The sequence below is a fragment of the Methylophilus sp. QUAN genome (genome assembly GCF_015354445.1).
In the GTDB taxonomy this organism is placed as follows: Bacteria; Pseudomonadota; Gammaproteobacteria; order Burkholderiales; family Methylophilaceae; genus Methylophilus.
In genome coordinates, this window is the sequence record NZ_JADKYT010000002.1 from 727,092 (window position 1) to 743,701 (window position 16,610).

At 42.8% G+C, this 16,610-nt stretch carries 22 protein-coding genes; 18 read left to right on the plus strand and 4 right to left on the minus strand.

Annotated features, from left to right (window positions below; all coding sequences use genetic code 11):
- Positions 1 to 45: 45 nt before the first annotated feature.
- Positions 46 to 579 (minus strand): hypothetical protein, encoded by a 534-nt coding sequence (locus INP79_RS11895; RefSeq protein WP_194754447.1) that lies wholly within the window; start codon positions 577 to 579, stop codon positions 46 to 48.
- Between the two features lie 178 nt (positions 580 to 757).
- On the opposite strand from INP79_RS11895, the gene INP79_RS11900 reads away from it, so the two are divergent.
- From INP79_RS11900 to INP79_RS11930, 7 genes are all read left to right on the plus strand, one after another.
- The gene (locus tag INP79_RS11900) at positions 758 to 1,324 is read left to right on the plus strand and encodes a TetR/AcrR family transcriptional regulator (protein ID WP_194754448.1); all 567 of its coding nucleotides are present in this window, start codon (positions 758 to 760) and stop codon (positions 1,322 to 1,324) included.
- Positions 1,325 to 1,376: 52 nt separating this feature from the next.
- Positions 1,377 to 2,093 carry a cysteine hydrolase family protein gene (locus INP79_RS11905; protein ID WP_194754449.1) on the plus strand — a complete coding sequence of 239 codons (717 nt, stop codon included), beginning with the start codon at positions 1,377 to 1,379 and terminating at the stop codon, positions 2,091 to 2,093.
- A 19-nt stretch (positions 2,094 to 2,112) separates the two neighbouring features.
- Positions 2,113 to 2,487: a DUF779 domain-containing protein gene (locus tag INP79_RS11910; protein ID WP_194754450.1), complete on the plus strand. Its 375-nt coding sequence runs from the start codon at positions 2,113 to 2,115 to the stop codon at positions 2,485 to 2,487.
- A gap of 59 nt (positions 2,488 to 2,546) precedes the next feature.
- On the plus strand, positions 2,547 to 2,756 hold the full coding sequence (locus INP79_RS11915) for a hypothetical protein (protein WP_194754451.1): 210 nt from the start codon (positions 2,547 to 2,549) through the stop codon (positions 2,754 to 2,756).
- 228 nt (positions 2,757 to 2,984) lie between these two features.
- Positions 2,985 to 3,725, plus strand: coding sequence for a hypothetical protein (locus INP79_RS11920; RefSeq protein ID WP_194754452.1), 741 nt, complete (start codon positions 2,985 to 2,987; stop codon positions 3,723 to 3,725).
- 41 nt (positions 3,726 to 3,766) lie between these two features.
- Positions 3,767 to 4,917, plus strand: a protein-coding gene (locus tag INP79_RS11925) for an IS3 family transposase (protein ID WP_370583266.1) whose coding sequence is annotated in 2 segments (ribosomal slippage) — positions 3,767 to 4,010 and positions 4,010 to 4,917 — 1,152 coding nt in all. Because the reading frame shifts where the segments join, the coding sequence is not laid out codon by codon here.
- Between the two features lie 348 nt (positions 4,918 to 5,265).
- Complete coding sequence (locus tag INP79_RS11930) at positions 5,266 to 5,574, plus strand: hypothetical protein (RefSeq protein ID WP_194754454.1); 309 nt, start codon at positions 5,266 to 5,268, stop codon at positions 5,572 to 5,574.
- Positions 5,575 to 5,676: 102 nt separating this feature from the next.
- Here INP79_RS11930 and INP79_RS11935 read toward each other — a convergent pair whose 3' ends face one another.
- Together INP79_RS11935 and INP79_RS11940 are read right to left on the minus strand one after the other, a co-directional pair.
- Entirely contained in the window at positions 5,677 to 5,967 is a 291-nt protein-coding gene (locus INP79_RS11935; protein ID WP_194754455.1) for a nucleotidyltransferase family protein, read from the minus strand.
- 43 nt (positions 5,968 to 6,010) lie between these two features.
- Entirely contained in the window at positions 6,011 to 7,441 is a 1,431-nt protein-coding gene (locus tag INP79_RS11940) for a PLP-dependent aminotransferase family protein (protein ID WP_228519918.1), read from the minus strand.
- 92 nt (positions 7,442 to 7,533) lie between these two features.
- Between INP79_RS11940 and INP79_RS11945 the strand changes: the two genes are divergently transcribed.
- From INP79_RS11945 to INP79_RS11955, 3 genes are all read left to right on the plus strand, one after another.
- The gene (locus INP79_RS11945) at positions 7,534 to 7,992 is read left to right on the plus strand and encodes a GNAT family N-acetyltransferase (RefSeq protein ID WP_194754456.1); all 459 of its coding nucleotides are present in this window, start codon (positions 7,534 to 7,536) and stop codon (positions 7,990 to 7,992) included.
- A complete protein-coding gene (locus INP79_RS11950) occupies positions 7,992 to 8,615 on the plus strand; it encodes an FMN-dependent NADH-azoreductase (protein ID WP_194754457.1) in 624 nt (207 codons plus the stop codon). The genes INP79_RS11945 and INP79_RS11950 overlap by 1 nt, the downstream gene beginning before the upstream one ends.
- 90 nt (positions 8,616 to 8,705) lie before the next feature.
- Positions 8,706 to 9,620, plus strand: coding sequence for a thioredoxin family protein (locus INP79_RS11955; protein WP_194754458.1), 915 nt, complete (start codon positions 8,706 to 8,708; stop codon positions 9,618 to 9,620).
- Between the two features lie 103 nt (positions 9,621 to 9,723).
- On the opposite strand, the gene INP79_RS11960 is transcribed toward INP79_RS11955, so the two are convergent.
- On the minus strand, positions 9,724 to 10,194 hold the full coding sequence (locus tag INP79_RS11960) for an EF-hand domain-containing protein (RefSeq protein WP_194754459.1): 471 nt from the start codon (positions 10,192 to 10,194) through the stop codon (positions 9,724 to 9,726).
- Between the two features lie 357 nt (positions 10,195 to 10,551).
- Between INP79_RS11960 and INP79_RS11965 the strand changes: the two genes are divergently transcribed.
- The 8 genes from INP79_RS11965 to msrB all read left to right on the plus strand — a co-directional run bounded on the left by INP79_RS11965 (position 10,552) and on the right by msrB (position 16,540).
- Complete coding sequence (locus tag INP79_RS11965; RefSeq protein WP_228519920.1) at positions 10,552 to 11,502, plus strand: AraC family transcriptional regulator; 951 nt, start codon at positions 10,552 to 10,554, stop codon at positions 11,500 to 11,502.
- A gap of 161 nt (positions 11,503 to 11,663) precedes the next feature.
- The gene (locus tag INP79_RS11970; protein WP_194754460.1) at positions 11,664 to 12,182 is read left to right on the plus strand and encodes a YkgB family protein; all 519 of its coding nucleotides are present in this window, start codon (positions 11,664 to 11,666) and stop codon (positions 12,180 to 12,182) included.
- A 170-nt stretch (positions 12,183 to 12,352) separates the two neighbouring features.
- Positions 12,353 to 12,634, plus strand: a complete 282-nt coding sequence (locus INP79_RS11975; protein WP_194754461.1) for a hypothetical protein — start codon at positions 12,353 to 12,355, stop codon at positions 12,632 to 12,634.
- Positions 12,635 to 12,663: 29 nt separating this feature from the next.
- Positions 12,664 to 13,377, plus strand: a complete 714-nt coding sequence (locus tag INP79_RS11980) for a hypothetical protein (RefSeq protein ID WP_194754462.1) — start codon at positions 12,664 to 12,666, stop codon at positions 13,375 to 13,377.
- A gap of 347 nt (positions 13,378 to 13,724) precedes the next feature.
- Positions 13,725 to 14,321, plus strand: coding sequence for a cytochrome P460 family protein (locus INP79_RS11985; protein ID WP_194754463.1), 597 nt, complete (start codon positions 13,725 to 13,727; stop codon positions 14,319 to 14,321).
- A 44-nt stretch (positions 14,322 to 14,365) separates the two neighbouring features.
- Complete coding sequence (locus INP79_RS11990) at positions 14,366 to 14,947, plus strand: cytochrome P460 family protein (RefSeq protein ID WP_194754464.1); 582 nt, start codon at positions 14,366 to 14,368, stop codon at positions 14,945 to 14,947.
- A gap of 52 nt (positions 14,948 to 14,999) precedes the next feature.
- Positions 15,000 to 15,917: an NADP-dependent oxidoreductase gene (locus tag INP79_RS11995; RefSeq protein ID WP_194754465.1), complete on the plus strand. Its 918-nt coding sequence runs from the start codon at positions 15,000 to 15,002 to the stop codon at positions 15,915 to 15,917.
- Positions 15,918 to 16,096: 179 nt separating this feature from the next.
- Positions 16,097 to 16,540, plus strand: a complete 444-nt coding sequence (gene msrB, locus INP79_RS12000) for a peptide-methionine (R)-S-oxide reductase MsrB (protein ID WP_194754466.1) — start codon at positions 16,097 to 16,099, stop codon at positions 16,538 to 16,540.
- The last annotated feature ends 70 nt before the right edge of the window (positions 16,541 to 16,610 follow it).

A 16,610-nucleotide genomic window follows, 5' to 3' on the forward strand; every position in this document is an offset into this window, starting at 1 on the left:
CGAGGGTATTAAAGTCTAGTGATGCATCGATTTCTAATTAACTTGTTAACTTTCAGCATCATAAAGTCTTGTTGAAATGTTGGCATACTCTTGAGCGGAGACTTGTCCATCATTGTTTCCGTTTTTGTCCATTAAATTTAAAATGGACTGGGATAGCGGGCTGTTATTTTGTGCGGCTTGAGAGAGCGATTTTAGAATTTCACCGTGTGAGATAGTGTTGTCAGAGTTTGTGTCAAACGCTGAGATAATGTCTTGTTGATCTGTTTCTTTAACGCCAAGGCTGCTTAATAAAGCTGCAAAATCATCCTTTGAAATCTTTTTGTCTGTGACAATTGAATTGGAAAACTGTGCGGAGCTACCTGCAGCATTTGTTTTAGTTAATGGGGTATCGAATTCCTTCATCGATACCGCAATTCCTTTGTTTGTAAAATTGGCCAGGGCCTTGGCATCCTCACTAAGCGTTACTTTGGAGGATTCAGTGGCTTGAGGTGGTGGCGTATTAGCTTTATCTGAATCTTGCTTGCTCGCTAGTTTTTCAAAGACTCTGATGTTGTTACTAATACCATTGATTAATGACATTGCTATTCTCTCCATGTGGAATTTCAGAAACAATCCTAACTAATTAGAAGCTCAAGCTTTTTCCAGAGTAAAAGCCATCTTTATGCTTATTTCTACTCGAAAATTAAAAAAAACTAATTGACATTTGGATTTGGTGGTTCAATAATATAAAAAACCAACCGGTCATCTATTTTAAGTTATGCCACGCCCAGTCAATTTTGTTGTTAGAGAAAAGATTTTATCCGTAGGGCAAGAATTCGTTCAAGCTAATGGATTCAATGCATGTTCAGTCCAAGATATTGCGCAAGCAGCGAATATCCCTAAAGGGTCTTTTTACAGCTATTTTGAAAGCAAGGAGGCTTTTGCTGTTGAGATATTGCAGGCTTACTGGGTAGGAATTTTAGAGTCAGATCATTCGGTAAACGGTAGGGCCACAACCCTTATTGAGCATTTTGACTTATTGGCTAATTACCATGAGGAGAATCTGTTTGTTAAGGGGTGTTTATTAGGTAATCTCGCTTTGGAGTTAGGTGGAAACAACGCTGTTGTTAGAGATACTTTGTTAGAAATTTTCATTCAATGGAAAAAGCTACTTTTAACAAAGATCCAGGCTGAGTTTCCAAATAAAGCTGAAAATGAGCTAAATCAACTGGCCGACGTTTGCATATCAGGATTTGAGGGGGCGGTTATGCAAGCTAAGTTGCTAAAAAGTAATACCCCATTTTTAAGTTTTAAAAATATTTTTTTGAAACAAATTTTGAAGTAAATTTTTTTAAGCATTTAAATAGTTGACCAGTCGTCTTTTAAAGGAGATTAAGATGAAAGAAAGTAAGAGTATTTATGCCGATCCGACAAATCCAGTATTGCCAAAAAGCCAATTCGAACTTGATATTAATCGTGTTGCATTAGTCGTCGTCGATCCACAAAACGATTTTCTTACTCCGCAGGGGGTAAGTTGGCCTTTCGTCGGCGAATGCGTAACAGAGAACAATACAGTTTCAAATATCGAGTCACTGTTCAAGGCAGCAAAAAGATCTGAAATAACGGTAGCAGTGTCCCCTCATTTTTACTATCCGGTAGATCATCAGTGGGATTTTGGAGGGCCATTGGAGCATGTAATGCATGACATTGGCATGTTCGAAAGAAAGAGCCCATTAAGTTTGGAAGGTTTTGAGGGGTCGGGCGCAGATTTCCTGGAAATATATAAGCCTTACATTCTTGATGGAAAAACAATCATTGCTTCTCCACATAAGGTCTATGGGCCTGAAAGCAATGATCTTGCACTTCAGTTAAGAAAGAAAGGTGTAACACAAGTTTTGCTAGCGGGTATGGCGGCAAATTTGTGTATTGAATCACATTTGCGTGAGTTGGTAGAGCAAGGTTTTGAGGTTGCTGTCGTTAGAGATGCCACTGCTGCGCCAAGAGTGCCAGAAGGAGACGGATATTTGGCCGCGTTAATTAATTTTAGATTTATTGCACATGCGCTTTGGACTACTGACGAAACCGTCAATCAGTTAGCTAGTAAAACTAAATAGCTTATTAAGGGAGATGAGCATGGTGGAACGTGTCGTAGCATCTGAGGAAAGTAAGAAGGCAGTTGAGCTTTTAAAGGAGCAATATGGTGACTTAATTTTCTTTCAGTCATCAGGTTGTTGCGAGGGTAGTACTCCAATGTGTTACCCCAAAAACGAATATGCGATTGGCCCCAACGATATCCAGATTGGCTTTGTTGGAAGCGTTCCATATTTCATGTCCAAATCTCAGTATGAGTATATGAAACACACTCAGCTGATCCTTGAACTAGAGGTTGGGAATAACAATACTTTCTCATTGAATGCACCTGATGGACGCAGCTTTGTTACTAAGTCTAGATTATTTACTGACGAGGAGTGGAGCGCTTTGGTAGTAGCTTTGCCTGAGTTAGCTTAAGTCAGGATGGAGGCGGGGAAAATTATTTTCCCCAGCTTTCAACATGAGTATTCATTGGCATGCTGATGATCGGCGGGAAGAGCGTGAGACATTTAAAGCTAATTAAGATTGCTATTCCAACGGGTTTTGCCAGTTCAATTACTAGTGCACAATTCTTACTTTCCCATTTTGGTATTGAAAAGGTAACCTTGGGTACTTGGCTAAGTGGTTGGTTATTTTCATGGGTTATTTCAATCTTAGTCTCCTTGGCATTTTCTCAATTAATGTAGGGAAGTAAGGTTAAATATCATAATAGGTTAAGCAAGGTTGATCCATCTTTATTCGAAACAAATGGATACTCTGGAGCATTTCTTTCTCTTTTAGAAAATCATACTGTTTTAAAGGACTTGATAGAAAGAGAGGTATTTAAAAAATTTAAGAAGAAAGAAGTTTACGAAAGTAGGATTTCAATAAGAAGTTTGCAAAAAAAATTCTTGGATAAATGTAGGGAATTGGGGTTGGAAATAAAAAATGCCTATCCCTTTAATACTCATAAGTTAGCTTATAACGCACTTGCTGAATATGTTAATAAAATTCAACTAGAAAATCCAAGGTTAGCAATTGCAGCTAATCAATCGGAAGGTGCTTCAAAGACTTTTGTAACTTCAGATGGCAGTGACCGGCCGGTAACAGAAGCTTTTCAACGTGTAGAGTGCGATGCGCATCACATCGATGCAATGTTTTGCATTCTTATTCCTTCACAATTTGGGGAGTTAATACCCAAGATCTTAAAGAGACTATGGGTAATAATTATTGAAGAAGTAAAATCTCGAGCAATTTTAGGGTATTACCTTTCTCTGAGACGAGAGTGCAATTCAAGTGATGTCTTAGAGGCCATCAAATCAGCGCTGACCGAATGGCAGCCTAGGCAATTAATGATCCCAACATTGAAATACAACGATGGGGCTGGATTTCCTTCGGGTTATTCCTCAAAATATTGCGGTGTTTTATGGAAAGAATTCAGTACTGATCAGGCTCTAGCCAATATTTCAGATCGGGTTAAATCAAAATTAAGTCTCATTTCCTCAGGCTACACCGAACCTTTAGTTGTAAATCGACATAATCCCAATGACAGACCATTTATTGAGAGGTTTTTCAAAACCTTGGAAACAAATGGTTTTCATAGACTACCTAGTACCACAGGATCAGGGATAGATGATCCAAGTAAGAACAACCCTGAATCGACCCGGCTGCATTAGATACTTTTTAGCCTCATAATTGAGGTTAACAGGAGTATTAAATGAGCAATAAAAGATTCACTGAGGAATTCAAACAAGAAGCGGTCAAATTGATCAACGAACGGCAGTACTCTGTTGCAGAGGTTTCCTCCCGTCTGGGTGTTTCAACACATAGCCTGTACGCATGGCTAAAAGCCTACGGTCCCAATTCGGATGCTTACCAAGTGAAGGCAGCGGATCACGCAGAGATACTCCGCCTTCGCAAAGAACTTAAACGCGTCACCGAAGAGCGTGACATCTTAAAAAAGGCCGCCGCGTACTTTGCAAAAGTGTCGCAGTAAAGTACGCATTCATTCGCGAACATCATCGGCTGTACTCGATATACCGTATGTGTCACGTGATGAATGTACATCCCAGTGGGTTTTATGCATGGAAAAATGCGCCCCAATCCAATAGGCAGCGTGAAGATGAGCGGATGACTGGGCTGATCAAGCAATTCTGGCTAGAGAGTGGTGGCGTGTATGGCTATCGTAAGATCACGCAGGATTTGCGAGATGTCGGCGAGCGCTGCGGCAAACATCGCGTCTATCGATTGATGAAGCAGGAAGGCTTGCGCTCGCAGACTGGTTATCGGCGTCGACCAGGTGGCCGCTATAGCAGGCCATCTATTGCAGCCCCTAATCACGTTGCCCAGCAATTCGACGTCATGGAGCCTAATAAGATATGGGTCACAGATATTACCTATATCCGAACGCATGAAGGATGGTTGTATCTGGCGGTTGTCTTGGATTTATTCTCCCGACAAGTGATTGGCTGGTCTATGCAGCCGAGGATGGAGAGTGAACTCGCAATTAATGCACTTCTCATGGCTGTGTGGCGTAGGCAACCTGAACAAGAGGTTGTTATCCACTCCGATCAGGGTAGTCAATTCAATAGTTATGAGTGGCGTGACTTCCTGAAGACTCATCACTTATGTGCAAGTCAGAGTCGTCGTGGCAATTGTCATGATAACGCTGTGGCCGAAAGCTTCTTTCAACTATTGAAGCGTGAGCGCATAAGGCGAAAGATTTATTTGACACGCGAAGAGGCAAGGCGGGATGTCTTCGATTACATCGAAATGTTTTACAATCCAAAACGCCGACATGGCTATGCTGATCAACTCGCTCCCGCAGAGTTTGAACGGCGGTATTTCGAGAGGCTCGAAAATATCTAGGCTAGCCGGGTCGATTCAAAGTACCTGAATTCGATTCGGACGAAGAAGTGTTATGCACGACAACTCACTTATTGTCAGATATAAACAAACTGACAGAGTTTGCCAGTAATAATCAAACCGCCAAGGCCTATGTGATCAGTCCAGGATATTTGAATAAATCCAAAAGTTGGAAACTACAAATCCTGAAAAGCGTCTTACAGGCGAAATACAAAGTTAACGACGAGAGTGGTTGTATCTATCGTTTTGAAGTTGAAAATGGATGTGGTTTTGATCATGATCTGCAGGGGAAAAGGGAATTTTCGGAGGACTTAAATTTCAAGACAATTTTGAAGTTTGATTAACATTTTCATGTCAAAAGAATCTTTCCATCCAAACGACCAGATTAGTGTTACACCTTCTACACTCAAGCTTAATGAGCAACGTAAAGGCAAAGGTCCCGGCATGCTTACTCCAGAGGAAATTCAGCTGTTAAGGCAGAGCGCGAAGGAGATACAGGAAGTGTTGCTACAAGCTCGTCAAAAAACATCCCCAAAGGGGGATATCACTAGTTTTGTTGGGTCGCTTGCAGATAAAACAGATCATGTAGCCACTCTCGAAGAAATTGAAAGTGCTATTGCTGATGGATGGGCCCAGAAAGGGCATAAGAGCGACGAATAATCATGCTGAATGTTGCAATTTACCTAAGTGTTATTGGGACTATAGGTGCAATAGGGTTATCGATATTCGCTTATAAAATGCATAAATCCAAGAATTGTAAAGTCAAATCAGCAAAGCCTCTGAAACGACTATCTCTCGGAAAGAGTCTGGAAGTCCGTTAGGAGTCAAAACATGGACTTTAATCCCAAGTAGGGTTCTTAGCTGATACTGAATTGCGCCCAGGTCAAACAAGGTAGTGTTTCCAGTAGGTTCAACCAGAATGTCCAGGTCACTTGATTCGGTATCTTCGCCAGTCAAAACTGAACCAAACACCTTTGCGTTACAAGCATTATTCTGAACGACAATTTCTCTAATTGCCCGTCTATTCATTTCGAGAGCTTCCGACTGTTTCATAGACTTCCTCTATATGTTGGTATGATCATTTTCCGAAATTGAATCAAAGATTCGCTGTAGATTTTTTCATTCTTAGAATCAGCTCTTTCGCATATTCAGTTGAGTGGATATTCGTAAAGCCCATAATCAAACCTTGACCTTCAAAATATTGCGATCCCCAGTCTGATAGGGCTCGAATGCCGAAACCGGCTTCATTAAGGTGCCGAACCAAATATTTGTCATCGTTTATTTTATTCAGCCGAACAACTAAATGCATTCCTCCTGCTTGTAACTCAATACTAACATCCTCTCCATAAACCTCCATTAATGCCTGTACAAGGAACTGTCTTCGAAGTTTATATAAAGAACGCGTCTTCTTGAGATGTCTAGAAAAGTGGCCTTGCGTAATGAATTCAGCCACCGTTGCCTGAGTAACCCACGGACATCCATTTTGGAAAATCCTGCAAATTGTTTCAACGTGATTTACCTGTGACTCGGGCACTACGATATAAGCGAGTCGAAGAGAGGGTGAAATTACTTTGCTCATTGTCCCGCAAAAAATAACCCGGTCTTGTGAGTCCAGGCTTTTGAGGGCCGGGATAGGGCGCGAAGCATAGCGATATTCCCCGTCATAATCATCTTCAACTATCCAAGCGTGATTATTTGCGGCCCATTCAAGCAGTGCGAGCCTGCGCTCCAGGGAAAGCGTCATGCCTAACGGACTTTGATGAGAGGGCGTGACCACAGCCATTTTTGCTTCTGGAGCATTATCTACCCCTCTAGTGACTACGATGCCTTCCTGATCTACCGGCACATAAACGACATCGCCTCCAGCCGCTTGAATGAGTTTCAACGCTGCGGGATATCCCGGATCTTCCATCCACACTTTCTCTCCCGGATTTAAGAATGCCCGGCATATCAAATCAAGCGACCCTCGATAACCGTCGGTAATGATGATTTGCTCAGGCTTGCACGATATTCCACGCGAGACTTTGAGGTAAGAGGCCAATGCATAACGAAGTGACATTAAACCTAGTTGTGATGGGTATCCCATATCAGCTTCAGTAGCCGATCTAAGCACTTGAGAACCCAATTTCGCCCAGAGCTTACGGGGAAATGTATCTAAGGCAGGGAGGCCTAGGCTTAACGGAAGAGGGGTCGAGCTAAGGTGTCTTGATCGAGGATACGGATACGGAGTTGACTGTTCCACTATACGTATCGTCGGAAGATGCTCCTCTAGGAAGGGGGCTATCACAGTACCCGCCTGACCTTGAGACAAGAAGTAGCCTTCACCAATCAGCATTCCATATGCCGTTTCTATCGTGCCTCGAGCTAAATTGAGGTCTTCAGCCAAATTTCGTAATGAAGGCACCCTGTCTCCAGGCTTGAGTAATCCTTCGGAGATAGCTTCTCTGAAACGGAGGTAAATCTGCAAATAAATTGGCTGTTGGCTTTCTGAATTCAGCTCAATATGCATATCTGATTTTCGCATCATGGCCTACTTATTTAATCAAAACATGACCCTGTTAATTATGTCATTTAATCCTTAAAGTTCACACCATTGAGTATTAATAAGAAAGAGCGAACATGGCCAAAAAATTGAATTCTCCAGACATTGTTATCAAATTTGCGGAAAGCGACGAGGAGATTCTTGCTTGCTTCGAGGTGATGCGCGAGCTACGTCCTAATCTGACTAGCGCACAAAGTTTTTTGGACCAAGTACTCAGAATGCGTGAACGTGGTTATCAGCTTCTTACTGCACAAGAGAACGGAGTTCCAGTTGCGCTAGCCGGCTTCAGGGATAAAGAAATGATCATTCACGGCAATTTCATTTACGTGGACGACCTTGTGACCAGCAAAAGTCGACGAGGGCATAAGTTAGGCGAACGCCTACTGAAATATATATTTGAATTTGCCCGATCACAACATTACAACAAAGTGATCCTGGATACAGGTATCGGAAACTCACTTGCACAACGTTTTTACTACCGCATGGGCATGCTGGCCATGGGCATGCATTTTTCATATCAATTGGGAGATCAATAATGAAATCAATTTTGTTTATTCGCTGTAGCCCCAAAATTAAGGGATCTGACAGTGGGACATTCGGTCAGGAGTTAGTTAACCGTTTGGCTGACATTTTCGGGTTGTCAAAAATAGTCGAGCGGGATCTCAGTACATCTCCAATCCCGCATGTTTCTAGCCAGCACGCCTTAGCATCTGAGGTACCAGAAAACTTGCGAACACCTGAAGAGGTGGAAGCTCTGAAGTTATCAGAAACCCTTATTAAAGAAGTTGAGGCGAGCGATATCTTGGTGATTGCCACTCCCATGCACAATTTTACTGTTCCGTCTGTGCTCAAGGCTTGGATTGATCACGTCGTACGTGCTCACCGTACTATAAAGTTAACGCCCCAAGGCAAAGTAGGATTGATTGGCGACAAGAGAACTTACGTTGTAGTCGCTTCTGGAGGACATCACACAAGCAGACCTGCCTGGCAACCTGATTTTCTTACGCCTTACATGAAGGAAATTCTAAAAACTATAGGCATTACCAACGTCGAATTTATATACCTTGAATCGATGGGACATGGACCGGATGCTGCAGAATATGCCAGGTCATTGGCCAGGTCTCATGTATCCGAACTTTTGGCAGATTTAGGAGTGTGATTCCAAAACTGTACTCGGCTGTAATCAGTAACTTGGATCTAGAAATTCCCTGTTTCTATAGAAGTTATTTATTTAATTAATGGGCGCTATATGAATCTCAGAAACCTTTATTATTTCTTTCTTTTGTTATTTTCGATGGAGACATTCGGCGCTCAGACATTCCCAGAACATGTAATGCTTGAGACGGTGAATGGAGCGCAAATTGATGTGGACTCATACAAAGGGAATACCCCTGTATACATAAAGTTTTGGGCTACCTGGTGCAGGGATTGTATTAAGCAAATGCCTCACTTAGAGGCCACTCAGAAAAAGTACAAAGGGAAAATTAAAATCATCGCTGTTAACCTCGGTGTTAACGATGACAAAAAATCTGTTGCAGAAGTTATCAATAAGTTTAAATTATCGATGGATGTAGTCATCGATAAGGATGGTGAACTAGCACAGAAATTAAACCTGATTGGGACTCCCTATCATGTAGTGGTGAATAAATCTGGCCAGATTGCTTACAAAGGCTACATCGACACCAATCCTGTAGATGAAGCTTTGCAAAAGGTGTTGCTAGATAATCCTAAGCAAACTCCTCATCAGGCTGAGACCCACTCGGTAAATGCTGAGTCGAAACCAAACCAGCCAAGCGGACGGCAAGCAATCTTTTATTTCGCGACTTGGTGCGATTGGTATTTGAAATCTTCCAGGCCGAGCATGAGCCAGCAATGTGTTCAGTCCCAGAATCTAGTAAATGAGCTTCAAGCCAAAAACAAGGCGATCGCATGGAAAGGTGTCGCCACCAGACTCTGGACCAACGAGGAGGATATTCGCAAATATGCCCTCAGATTCAATGTTTCTTATCCTATCGAGATCGACACTACTAACCAGCAAATATTCGATTCTCAAATACGTAGATTTCCAACGTTAGTGCTTCTAGATAACGGAAAAGAAGTTTTTCGAACTAGTGACTTTGACGAAACAAAACTCTGTAAAGCCCGCATGGAATTTTGTAAGTAATGGAGGAAATTCGTAAGAAACAAGGGCACGAAAATCGTGCCCTTGTTTGAAGCTTCTGACGAAGATAACAATCGAAATTGCATCTTCTGGCTTAAATCAATATTCAGTTGCGGGTAATTTTTCTCAACCAGTTTTGGGGATCAATTTCACCCTCGTTTTTGAGGTCCATTCTGTTGAAAATGGTGGCGTGTAAAGCCATGAACTCCTGCCTGGAGACTTTGTTGTTTTTATCGATATCCATTGAACCCATAAGCTTCACCGATCCTAACTCTCGAACATAACCACCAGTGGCAAGACTTGGTTTGATGTCTTTAGTAGCACCAATCCATTCTTTTTCATCTAAGTGGCCGTCTTTGTTTTTATCAAGGATATCAAAGACTTTGTTGTAGTAATTGTTGAATTCTTCTTTCGTAACCATGCTGTTACCGTTTGCATCAAGCATTTCCATCATTTCTTTGGTTTGGAGCTCACGTTCGTAGCCTCCGGTATCCAAATCAGGTTGTGCGATAGCAACAGTGGATATTGAAGCAACCAAGGAGATCGCAGCTAGCGTCAGTTTTTTCGATTGAGACATAGTATTTCCTTTTAAATAATTGATGAGGAGGCTTCTTCAGGAAACTATAACTATTTTCCGTCAAGAGCCGAATTAAGGCTTCGGAGTGATGGAATGAATAAAATAAGATATTGATAATTAAGTAATTTGTAGTTTTCAATAACTTAAAACATCAGGATTAAGTTAATTTCGTAAACAAGTTATCCGCCGTTTTTAAAGGAGCGAATATGAAATACCAGTCCCAATTTTTACTCACGATCAATCACGAAATCATCTTAGCTATGTCCGTGTTCTGTATGGTCTCGATTTGGTTCTTATTCGTCTATAAATTCAGATCGGCAGTTTTAATGCCTTCAAATTTCACTCAGAATCCGTCCCATGTTTAATTACACCTCACCCTCACATATGGCCATGGATCGCTTACTGTCAGTACTTGACGTTGGCGTTGTCCACTTCACTATTTGCGATATTCGCGATGGCTGGGGAGCGCGTTTTGATGCGTGCAAAACAGCTACTCTCCACTATTGCGTAGACGGTATGGGCTCGCTGATAGTCCATAACGCGTTACCAATTCCACTTGATAGAAATACTTTTGTACTTCTACCACCTGATCTTCCTTACCGGATTGAAAGTGGCGCGCAAAAACAAGTACGAATTGAACATAGAGCGCGTATTTGCGGATCGGCAACAAACGAATCGGTTCCCATGTTGACTGTTGGAGATGGGCAACAAGGCATCATCACATCATGCGGCGAAATTCGAGTTGGTTTAACGGGTGGTCCTGATCTATTCACTTCATTGGGTGAACCCTTCGTGGTTCGTTTTGACACCAAAAACGGACTGCATGATCAGTTTGTAATGTTGATGGCCGAATCGGCAAGACCGAGTATGGGTTCGCGTGTTTTGACTGAAGCCTTACTAAAACAATGTTTAGTTCTGTCTTTACGACGCAGGATGGAGGATGGAGCATCCCCATTACCCTGGTTAACCGGTGTTACGGATCCAAGACTAAGTCGTGCATTACACGCCATCATTGAGCAGCCTGCAGTCGAATACACCGTGGATAACCTAGCCAGGATTGCAGGTATGAGTCGGTCTGCATTTGCTGCTGCGTTTCGCCGCGCTTTTGGTCAGTCACCCATGAACCTCGTCAAGTTACTCCGTCTCAGGCGAGCAAGTGACCTATTGGTCACCACTTCGCTTCCAGTAACAGAAGTCGCAAAGCGAGTTGGGTTTTCAAGCAGAAGTAATTTCTCCTTATCTTTTAGTGAAGTTTATGGCGTGGATCCAAGTGGTTTCCGTCGTAAGCATACGGTTGCCCCAACATGATGCCAGGGACTAGGCTGACAATGGACAGGAAACCTAAAGAAGTTTATTGCTAGCTCCTGCATTACCCGGGGATAGCTTAAATCCGATTGTTTGCGTTTAGGTAACTAAAGCTTACAAGCACTCTCCACCAGAGAGTTCTATAACAACGAAAGGAAATTAAAATGAAAATTAGTAAAAATGGATATCGGCTGCAAATCGCAGAAGAAAGTGCTGGGTCGCGAGCTTTTCTCGTGTATCTCAGATGGGCTTTGGTCTTGATTTTTCTTTGGTTTGGCGGAATGAAATTCACTGCATACGAGGCCAATGCTATTTCGCCATTTATCACCCACAGTCCTTTAATGAGCTGGTTAAATTCGTTGTTTGGAGTGACGGGTGCAAGTTATGTTATTGGCATACTTGAGCTTTCAACAGCAGTTGCATTAATTGCCGGTGCCTTCAATCCGCTCTTTTCAGCTCTGGGAGCAGCCATGTCAGCAGTGACTTATATCATCACTCTAACTTTCATGTTGACCACACCAGGTATCACAGAGGCTTCTGAGGGAGGGTTTCCTGCATTAGGTGCTATGCCAGGTCAGTTCTTACTCAAAGACAGCGTATTACTGGCTGCATCAATTTGTTTGTTTTTAGCTTCGGTTCAACGATATGGATCCAGTCCAAGAAATCATGAAAACATTGGTTAACTTGAATTGAGTTTCGGCTGATAGCTGCTGGGGAAAGCATGCGGTTCTAGACAAAAATGCGTTTTCCAGCGTAAAGTCGAGCAGCGAAGTGAGCTAGTAAATGAGTAACTGCAAGACGAGTTTGTATGGATATAACAGTAAGAACTTTTAAATTCATCTAAGGAGGCTTTATGGCACTGTTACAAAAATCAGATTTGGTTTACGAATATTCATGGAACGCGATCCCACCAGATGATCCCAGAGCTACCGGCAAGCCTGATAGCACGTTGCTTAATCGCAATGAAGGCTATGAAGTTTTAGCGTTCATAAACAACTTTGCAAAAAAACACTCTCTTGAAAAAAAGGAATCCGGCCTAAAAGTGGAACGGATGATCAAAGATAAGTTACCTGGCGATGTTAGAAGCCATGCTAATGTCACAAAATGGTTAGAAACTAATTGGGCATCCCATTAAACTGAACCATCTTTCCAGCTGGAAGCACTATGAATCCTTTATTCGGTGAAAAGAAGAACGACCTTATAGCTTCAGTCGGCAAATCAATCGTAGGTATTGTTCCCTTTGTGGGGCCATTACTTACAGAAATAGTTGATCACCTGGTCCCAAACCAAAGATTGGATCGACTAAGCTTATATGTGCAAGAACTTGAATTGCGCCTGTCGCAAGCCGAAGAAAAGGTGATAAGGGCCTCACTGGCGCAACCGGAAAATTTAGTGCTCGCCGAAGATGGATTCATAGCTGCATCCAGATCAATTACTCCTGAACGCACGGCATATATCGCATCAATTGTTGCGAAAGGGTTGGCCAATGAAGATATCGAGGCCGGCCGGCAGAGATATCTTCTTGGACTGCTATCAGAGCTCAATGACGAAGAAGTATTGTGGCTCCGTTTTTATTTGAATCCTACTATTGGCGGTGATGTAAAGTTTCGAGATAAACATGCCAATGTTTTTAAGCATGCCAGGGCTCATATCGGCGCTGAAGAAGCCGTAATGGACAAAAGTGCTATCCAAGACAGCTACAAAGAGCATCTTGAGCGTTTAGGGTTACTTAGATCTAATGTCAGATTGGATCGAGACACTGGGCTTCCAGAGTTTGACAAATTTACCGGTAGGCCCCGCACTAGTTATATGGCCATCACCCATCTCGGACGTATGTTGTTACGTGAGATCGATATGTTAGAAGAGGTTGCTGACTAAACAATAAAGCATAGCTAGCATTCGACTATCTCGTCCAAAAAACCTATTAAACAAAAGCCCCATTGGGGCTTTTTTCTTAAGGTCTTGCTGCTCACTTGGTTACTATATTGATCTAGGTTGGCCACATGCGAAAGACAGAATATTTTATCCAGACTTTTGTCTTGTTCACCTCCTATGCTCTGAAATTTCTTTATTGCAGGGCAGCAACAAATGTTTTTTTCCAAAAGTTAGCTTTCCAAAAAAGACGTGGATAAAGATATGGACGAATAAGAACATATTCGAGACCAAACAGAACTTGGATATCGCTAAGATGACTTCCACATCAATTACAAAATAGGAGAGATGAGATGCGTACTTCTTTGTTGATCACCAGTCTGGTAGCTTTTGCAATAACTGCTACAACTGCATTAGCGCAACCAGGGACAGACGATGGAAACCTTCCGGCAAGAAAACGTTACCTGCCGGAATACACTGACTCCGGGGAGTTAATTCTGCCAAAGAACTTCAACGAGTGGGTGTATGTAGGTTCTCCAATAACTCCAAACGGCCTTAATAATGGCAAAGCTGGTTTCCCTGAATATCACAATGTCTACATTGAACCAGGTTCGTACGAGATTTACAAAAAAACCGGCAAATTCCCAGAAGGAACAATCTTTTTCAAAGAGCTGCAACTTACTCTTCCAGGCCAGCATGCTGATGGCTCTCGCGATGAGCCTTCAGGTCGTGGCTATTTCCCTGGAAAACTCAATGGTGCGGATGTGACTGTTAAAGACTCCAAGCGATTTGCTGAAACGGGGGGGTGGGGATACTTCAACTTCAACCACAGCGAACCAAAAGCACCTACAGCAAAAGTCAAAGGTAAAGGCGAATGTGCATACTGCCATATTGCGAGTGCGAAAAAAGACGACGTATGGACGCAGTTCTATCCGTTGTTAGATAAGTAAGTTCCTTGCGAGCGCCTATCATCTAATGTAAAGAGAATAACACTATGAAAATTATCAATACCTTATGTTACACCCCATTACTCTTATCAATGATGGTGGGCGTTCCAGCTTTTGTATACGCTGAATCAGCTCCTGCCTATAAGGGGGCTGCTGCTGAAGTCGTTGACGGTAAGGGGAATATGCACGTTCCCAAGGAATACAGAACAGTGTATCAAATGCTTGGCACATGGGCGGTAGCTTCAGATCCTGAGCCGGGCAACAAGGAAATGCATGTAGTTTATGCCTCTCCTAAAACAATTTCTGCTTTTAGAAGGACAGGTCACTACCCTGATGGCACAGTACTGGTCAAAGAAGTATACAAATCTGCCAACAATAAAATGACGACAGGACTCGTCGGCAGTCCGGGAAATTTAGTAGGTTGGTTTGTCATGGTTAAAGACGATTTGCACCGCTTTCCTGATAACAAGCTCTGGGGAGATGGTTGGGGCTGGGCTTGGTTTGACGCTAAAGATCCAAAAAACACAACCTCTACCAACTACGTAACCGATTGCCAGGCATGCCATGTACCTGCAAAAAATTCTGACTGGGTTTACAGCTCAGGTTATCCAGTTCTAAAAAATAAATAGTGATGTGGGCCATTAAGATCTATGGCCCAGTTGTACTAAGGAGAGATGGGCCATGAAGGCGATCGTTGTAGACGACCAGGAAACTGGCTTGTCTGGTATGCAGCTAGTTGATCGACCTGTACCAGAAGCGGGGATTAACGAAGTAGTTGTGCAGGTTTTCGCTGCAGGGTTTGTTCGAGATGAAATGGAATGGCCTCCCACTTGGATAGATAGGAGAGGGCTGATCAGGAGTCCAACAATTCCTGGGCATGAATTAGCTGGAGTGGTGACATCTGTTGGCTATGGCACGACCGGACTATCGATCGGTCAACGCGTGTTCGGCCTTGCTGATTGGTATAGAGACGGTTCGCTCGCTGAGTATATCGCCATAGAAGCACGCAACCTTGCTCCACTTCCTGAAGATATTGAGTTTTCAGTGGGCGCAAGTCTACCTATTTCAGGCTTGACTGCATGGCAAGGTTTATTCCAGCACGGCCGTATTAAGGCGGGTCAACGCATTCTCGTTCACGGAGCTGCCGGCGCTGTAGGCACAATGGTTTCACAACTCGCTTTAGAAGCAGGGGCTCACGTTATTGGCACTGGACGTGCAGTTGATCGTATGAAAGCTCTTCACTATGGCTGTCACGAATTTATTGATTTGGATAACGAGATACTTGAAGGCATAGATGTTGTTGATCTGGTCTTTGATGTCATCGGCGGGGAAATAGGTGCGCGTTCAGCAAACTTGATTAGACCCGGGGGAGTGTTTGTCTCGGTAGTAGGCCCACAATCTTCACTCCCTCAAAACATTGAAGTAATTGATTTTGTTGTAGAGGCTGACCGCAGTCAGCTCGTTGAACTCGCTAATCGGATCCGCGATGGCCGGCTGCTGGCAAATATTGGAAGAGTGATCACATTAGAAAACGCAGCGGCAGATTTAAATATGCACCACCGCATCTCTGGGAAAACGATTATCCATATTCGGTGCTAGGAATGTAGGTGAATCACAAGTGTTTCAAATTTGGGTCAGGTTAGAACAGGCAATTAAAAAAATAAGCAAAATTTCCTGGGGATGTTCATCACTTCATAAACGGAAAGTATTTCTGGATTATTAAGCTAGATTCGCATACCCACATCCTTGTTCCTTAATTAACGCATTGGAGTTTCACTATGCAGTATCGTAAGTCGCAGAAAGCAATCAAGCAATTGACTGATGAACAGAGGCGAGTCACCCAAGAAGGCGGAACAGAAGCACCGTTTACTGGGATATACGACGATCATCACGAGCCTGGCATTTATGTTGATATCGTTTCAGGAGAGCCATTATTCATATCAACGGATAAATATGATTCCGGATGTGGCTGGCCAAGTTTCACAAGGCCAGTTGTTTCAGAAAATATCAATACTCTTCGTGATAACTCTCTCGGAATGATTCGGACTGAAGTGAGATCGACCCATGGAGACAGCCATCTCGGCCATGTTTTTCCTGACGGACCACCTGATCAAGGCGGACTTAGATATTGCATTAATTCAGCCTCGCTTCGTTTCATTCATCGCGACGACATGGAACGTGAAGGCTATAGGGAATTTATTAGTCAGATCAGAGAGGCATGACACATATGTATACGGTTCATTCTGAGGTTATTTGCATCGGGTCGTCCGATAAGTACTGAATAAAACGAAA

What these genes read in the sequence shown, in the direction of transcription:
- INP79_RS11895 (WP_194754447.1), bottom strand. Translation starts at nt 579, where the DNA reads ATGTCATTAATCAATGGTATTAGTAACAACATCAGAGTCTTTGAAAAA.
- INP79_RS11900 (WP_194754448.1), top strand. Translation starts at nt 758, where the DNA reads ATGCCACGCCCAGTCAATTTTGTTGTTAGAGAAAAGATTTTATCCGTA.
- INP79_RS11905 (WP_194754449.1), top strand. Translation starts at nt 1,377, where the DNA reads ATGAAAGAAAGTAAGAGTATTTATGCCGATCCGACAAATCCAGTATTG.
- INP79_RS11910 (WP_194754450.1), top strand. Translation starts at nt 2,113, where the DNA reads ATGGTGGAACGTGTCGTAGCATCTGAGGAAAGTAAGAAGGCAGTTGAG.
- INP79_RS11915 (WP_194754451.1), top strand. Translation starts at nt 2,547, where the DNA reads ATGCTGATGATCGGCGGGAAGAGCGTGAGACATTTAAAGCTAATTAAG.
- INP79_RS11930 (WP_194754454.1), top strand. Translation starts at nt 5,266, where the DNA reads ATGTCAAAAGAATCTTTCCATCCAAACGACCAGATTAGTGTTACACCT.
- INP79_RS11935 (WP_194754455.1), bottom strand. Translation starts at nt 5,967, where the DNA reads ATGAAACAGTCGGAAGCTCTCGAAATGAATAGACGGGCAATTAGAGAA.
- INP79_RS11940 (WP_228519918.1), bottom strand. Translation starts at nt 7,441, where the DNA reads ATGATGCGAAAATCAGATATGCATATTGAGCTGAATTCAGAAAGCCAA.
- INP79_RS11945 (WP_194754456.1), top strand. Translation starts at nt 7,534, where the DNA reads ATGGCCAAAAAATTGAATTCTCCAGACATTGTTATCAAATTTGCGGAA.
- INP79_RS11950 (WP_194754457.1), top strand. Translation starts at nt 7,992, where the DNA reads ATGAAATCAATTTTGTTTATTCGCTGTAGCCCCAAAATTAAGGGATCT.
- INP79_RS11955 (WP_194754458.1), top strand. Translation starts at nt 8,706, where the DNA reads ATGAATCTCAGAAACCTTTATTATTTCTTTCTTTTGTTATTTTCGATG.
- INP79_RS11960 (WP_194754459.1), bottom strand. Translation starts at nt 10,194, where the DNA reads ATGTCTCAATCGAAAAAACTGACGCTAGCTGCGATCTCCTTGGTTGCT.
- INP79_RS11965 (WP_228519920.1), top strand. Translation starts at nt 10,552, where the DNA reads ATGTTTAATTACACCTCACCCTCACATATGGCCATGGATCGCTTACTG.
- INP79_RS11970 (WP_194754460.1), top strand. Translation starts at nt 11,664, where the DNA reads ATGAAAATTAGTAAAAATGGATATCGGCTGCAAATCGCAGAAGAAAGT.
- INP79_RS11975 (WP_194754461.1), top strand. Translation starts at nt 12,353, where the DNA reads ATGGCACTGTTACAAAAATCAGATTTGGTTTACGAATATTCATGGAAC.
- INP79_RS11980 (WP_194754462.1), top strand. Translation starts at nt 12,664, where the DNA reads ATGAATCCTTTATTCGGTGAAAAGAAGAACGACCTTATAGCTTCAGTC.
- INP79_RS11985 (WP_194754463.1), top strand. Translation starts at nt 13,725, where the DNA reads ATGCGTACTTCTTTGTTGATCACCAGTCTGGTAGCTTTTGCAATAACT.
- INP79_RS11990 (WP_194754464.1), top strand. Translation starts at nt 14,366, where the DNA reads ATGAAAATTATCAATACCTTATGTTACACCCCATTACTCTTATCAATG.
- INP79_RS11995 (WP_194754465.1), top strand. Translation starts at nt 15,000, where the DNA reads ATGAAGGCGATCGTTGTAGACGACCAGGAAACTGGCTTGTCTGGTATG.
- msrB (WP_194754466.1), top strand. Translation starts at nt 16,097, where the DNA reads ATGCAGTATCGTAAGTCGCAGAAAGCAATCAAGCAATTGACTGATGAA.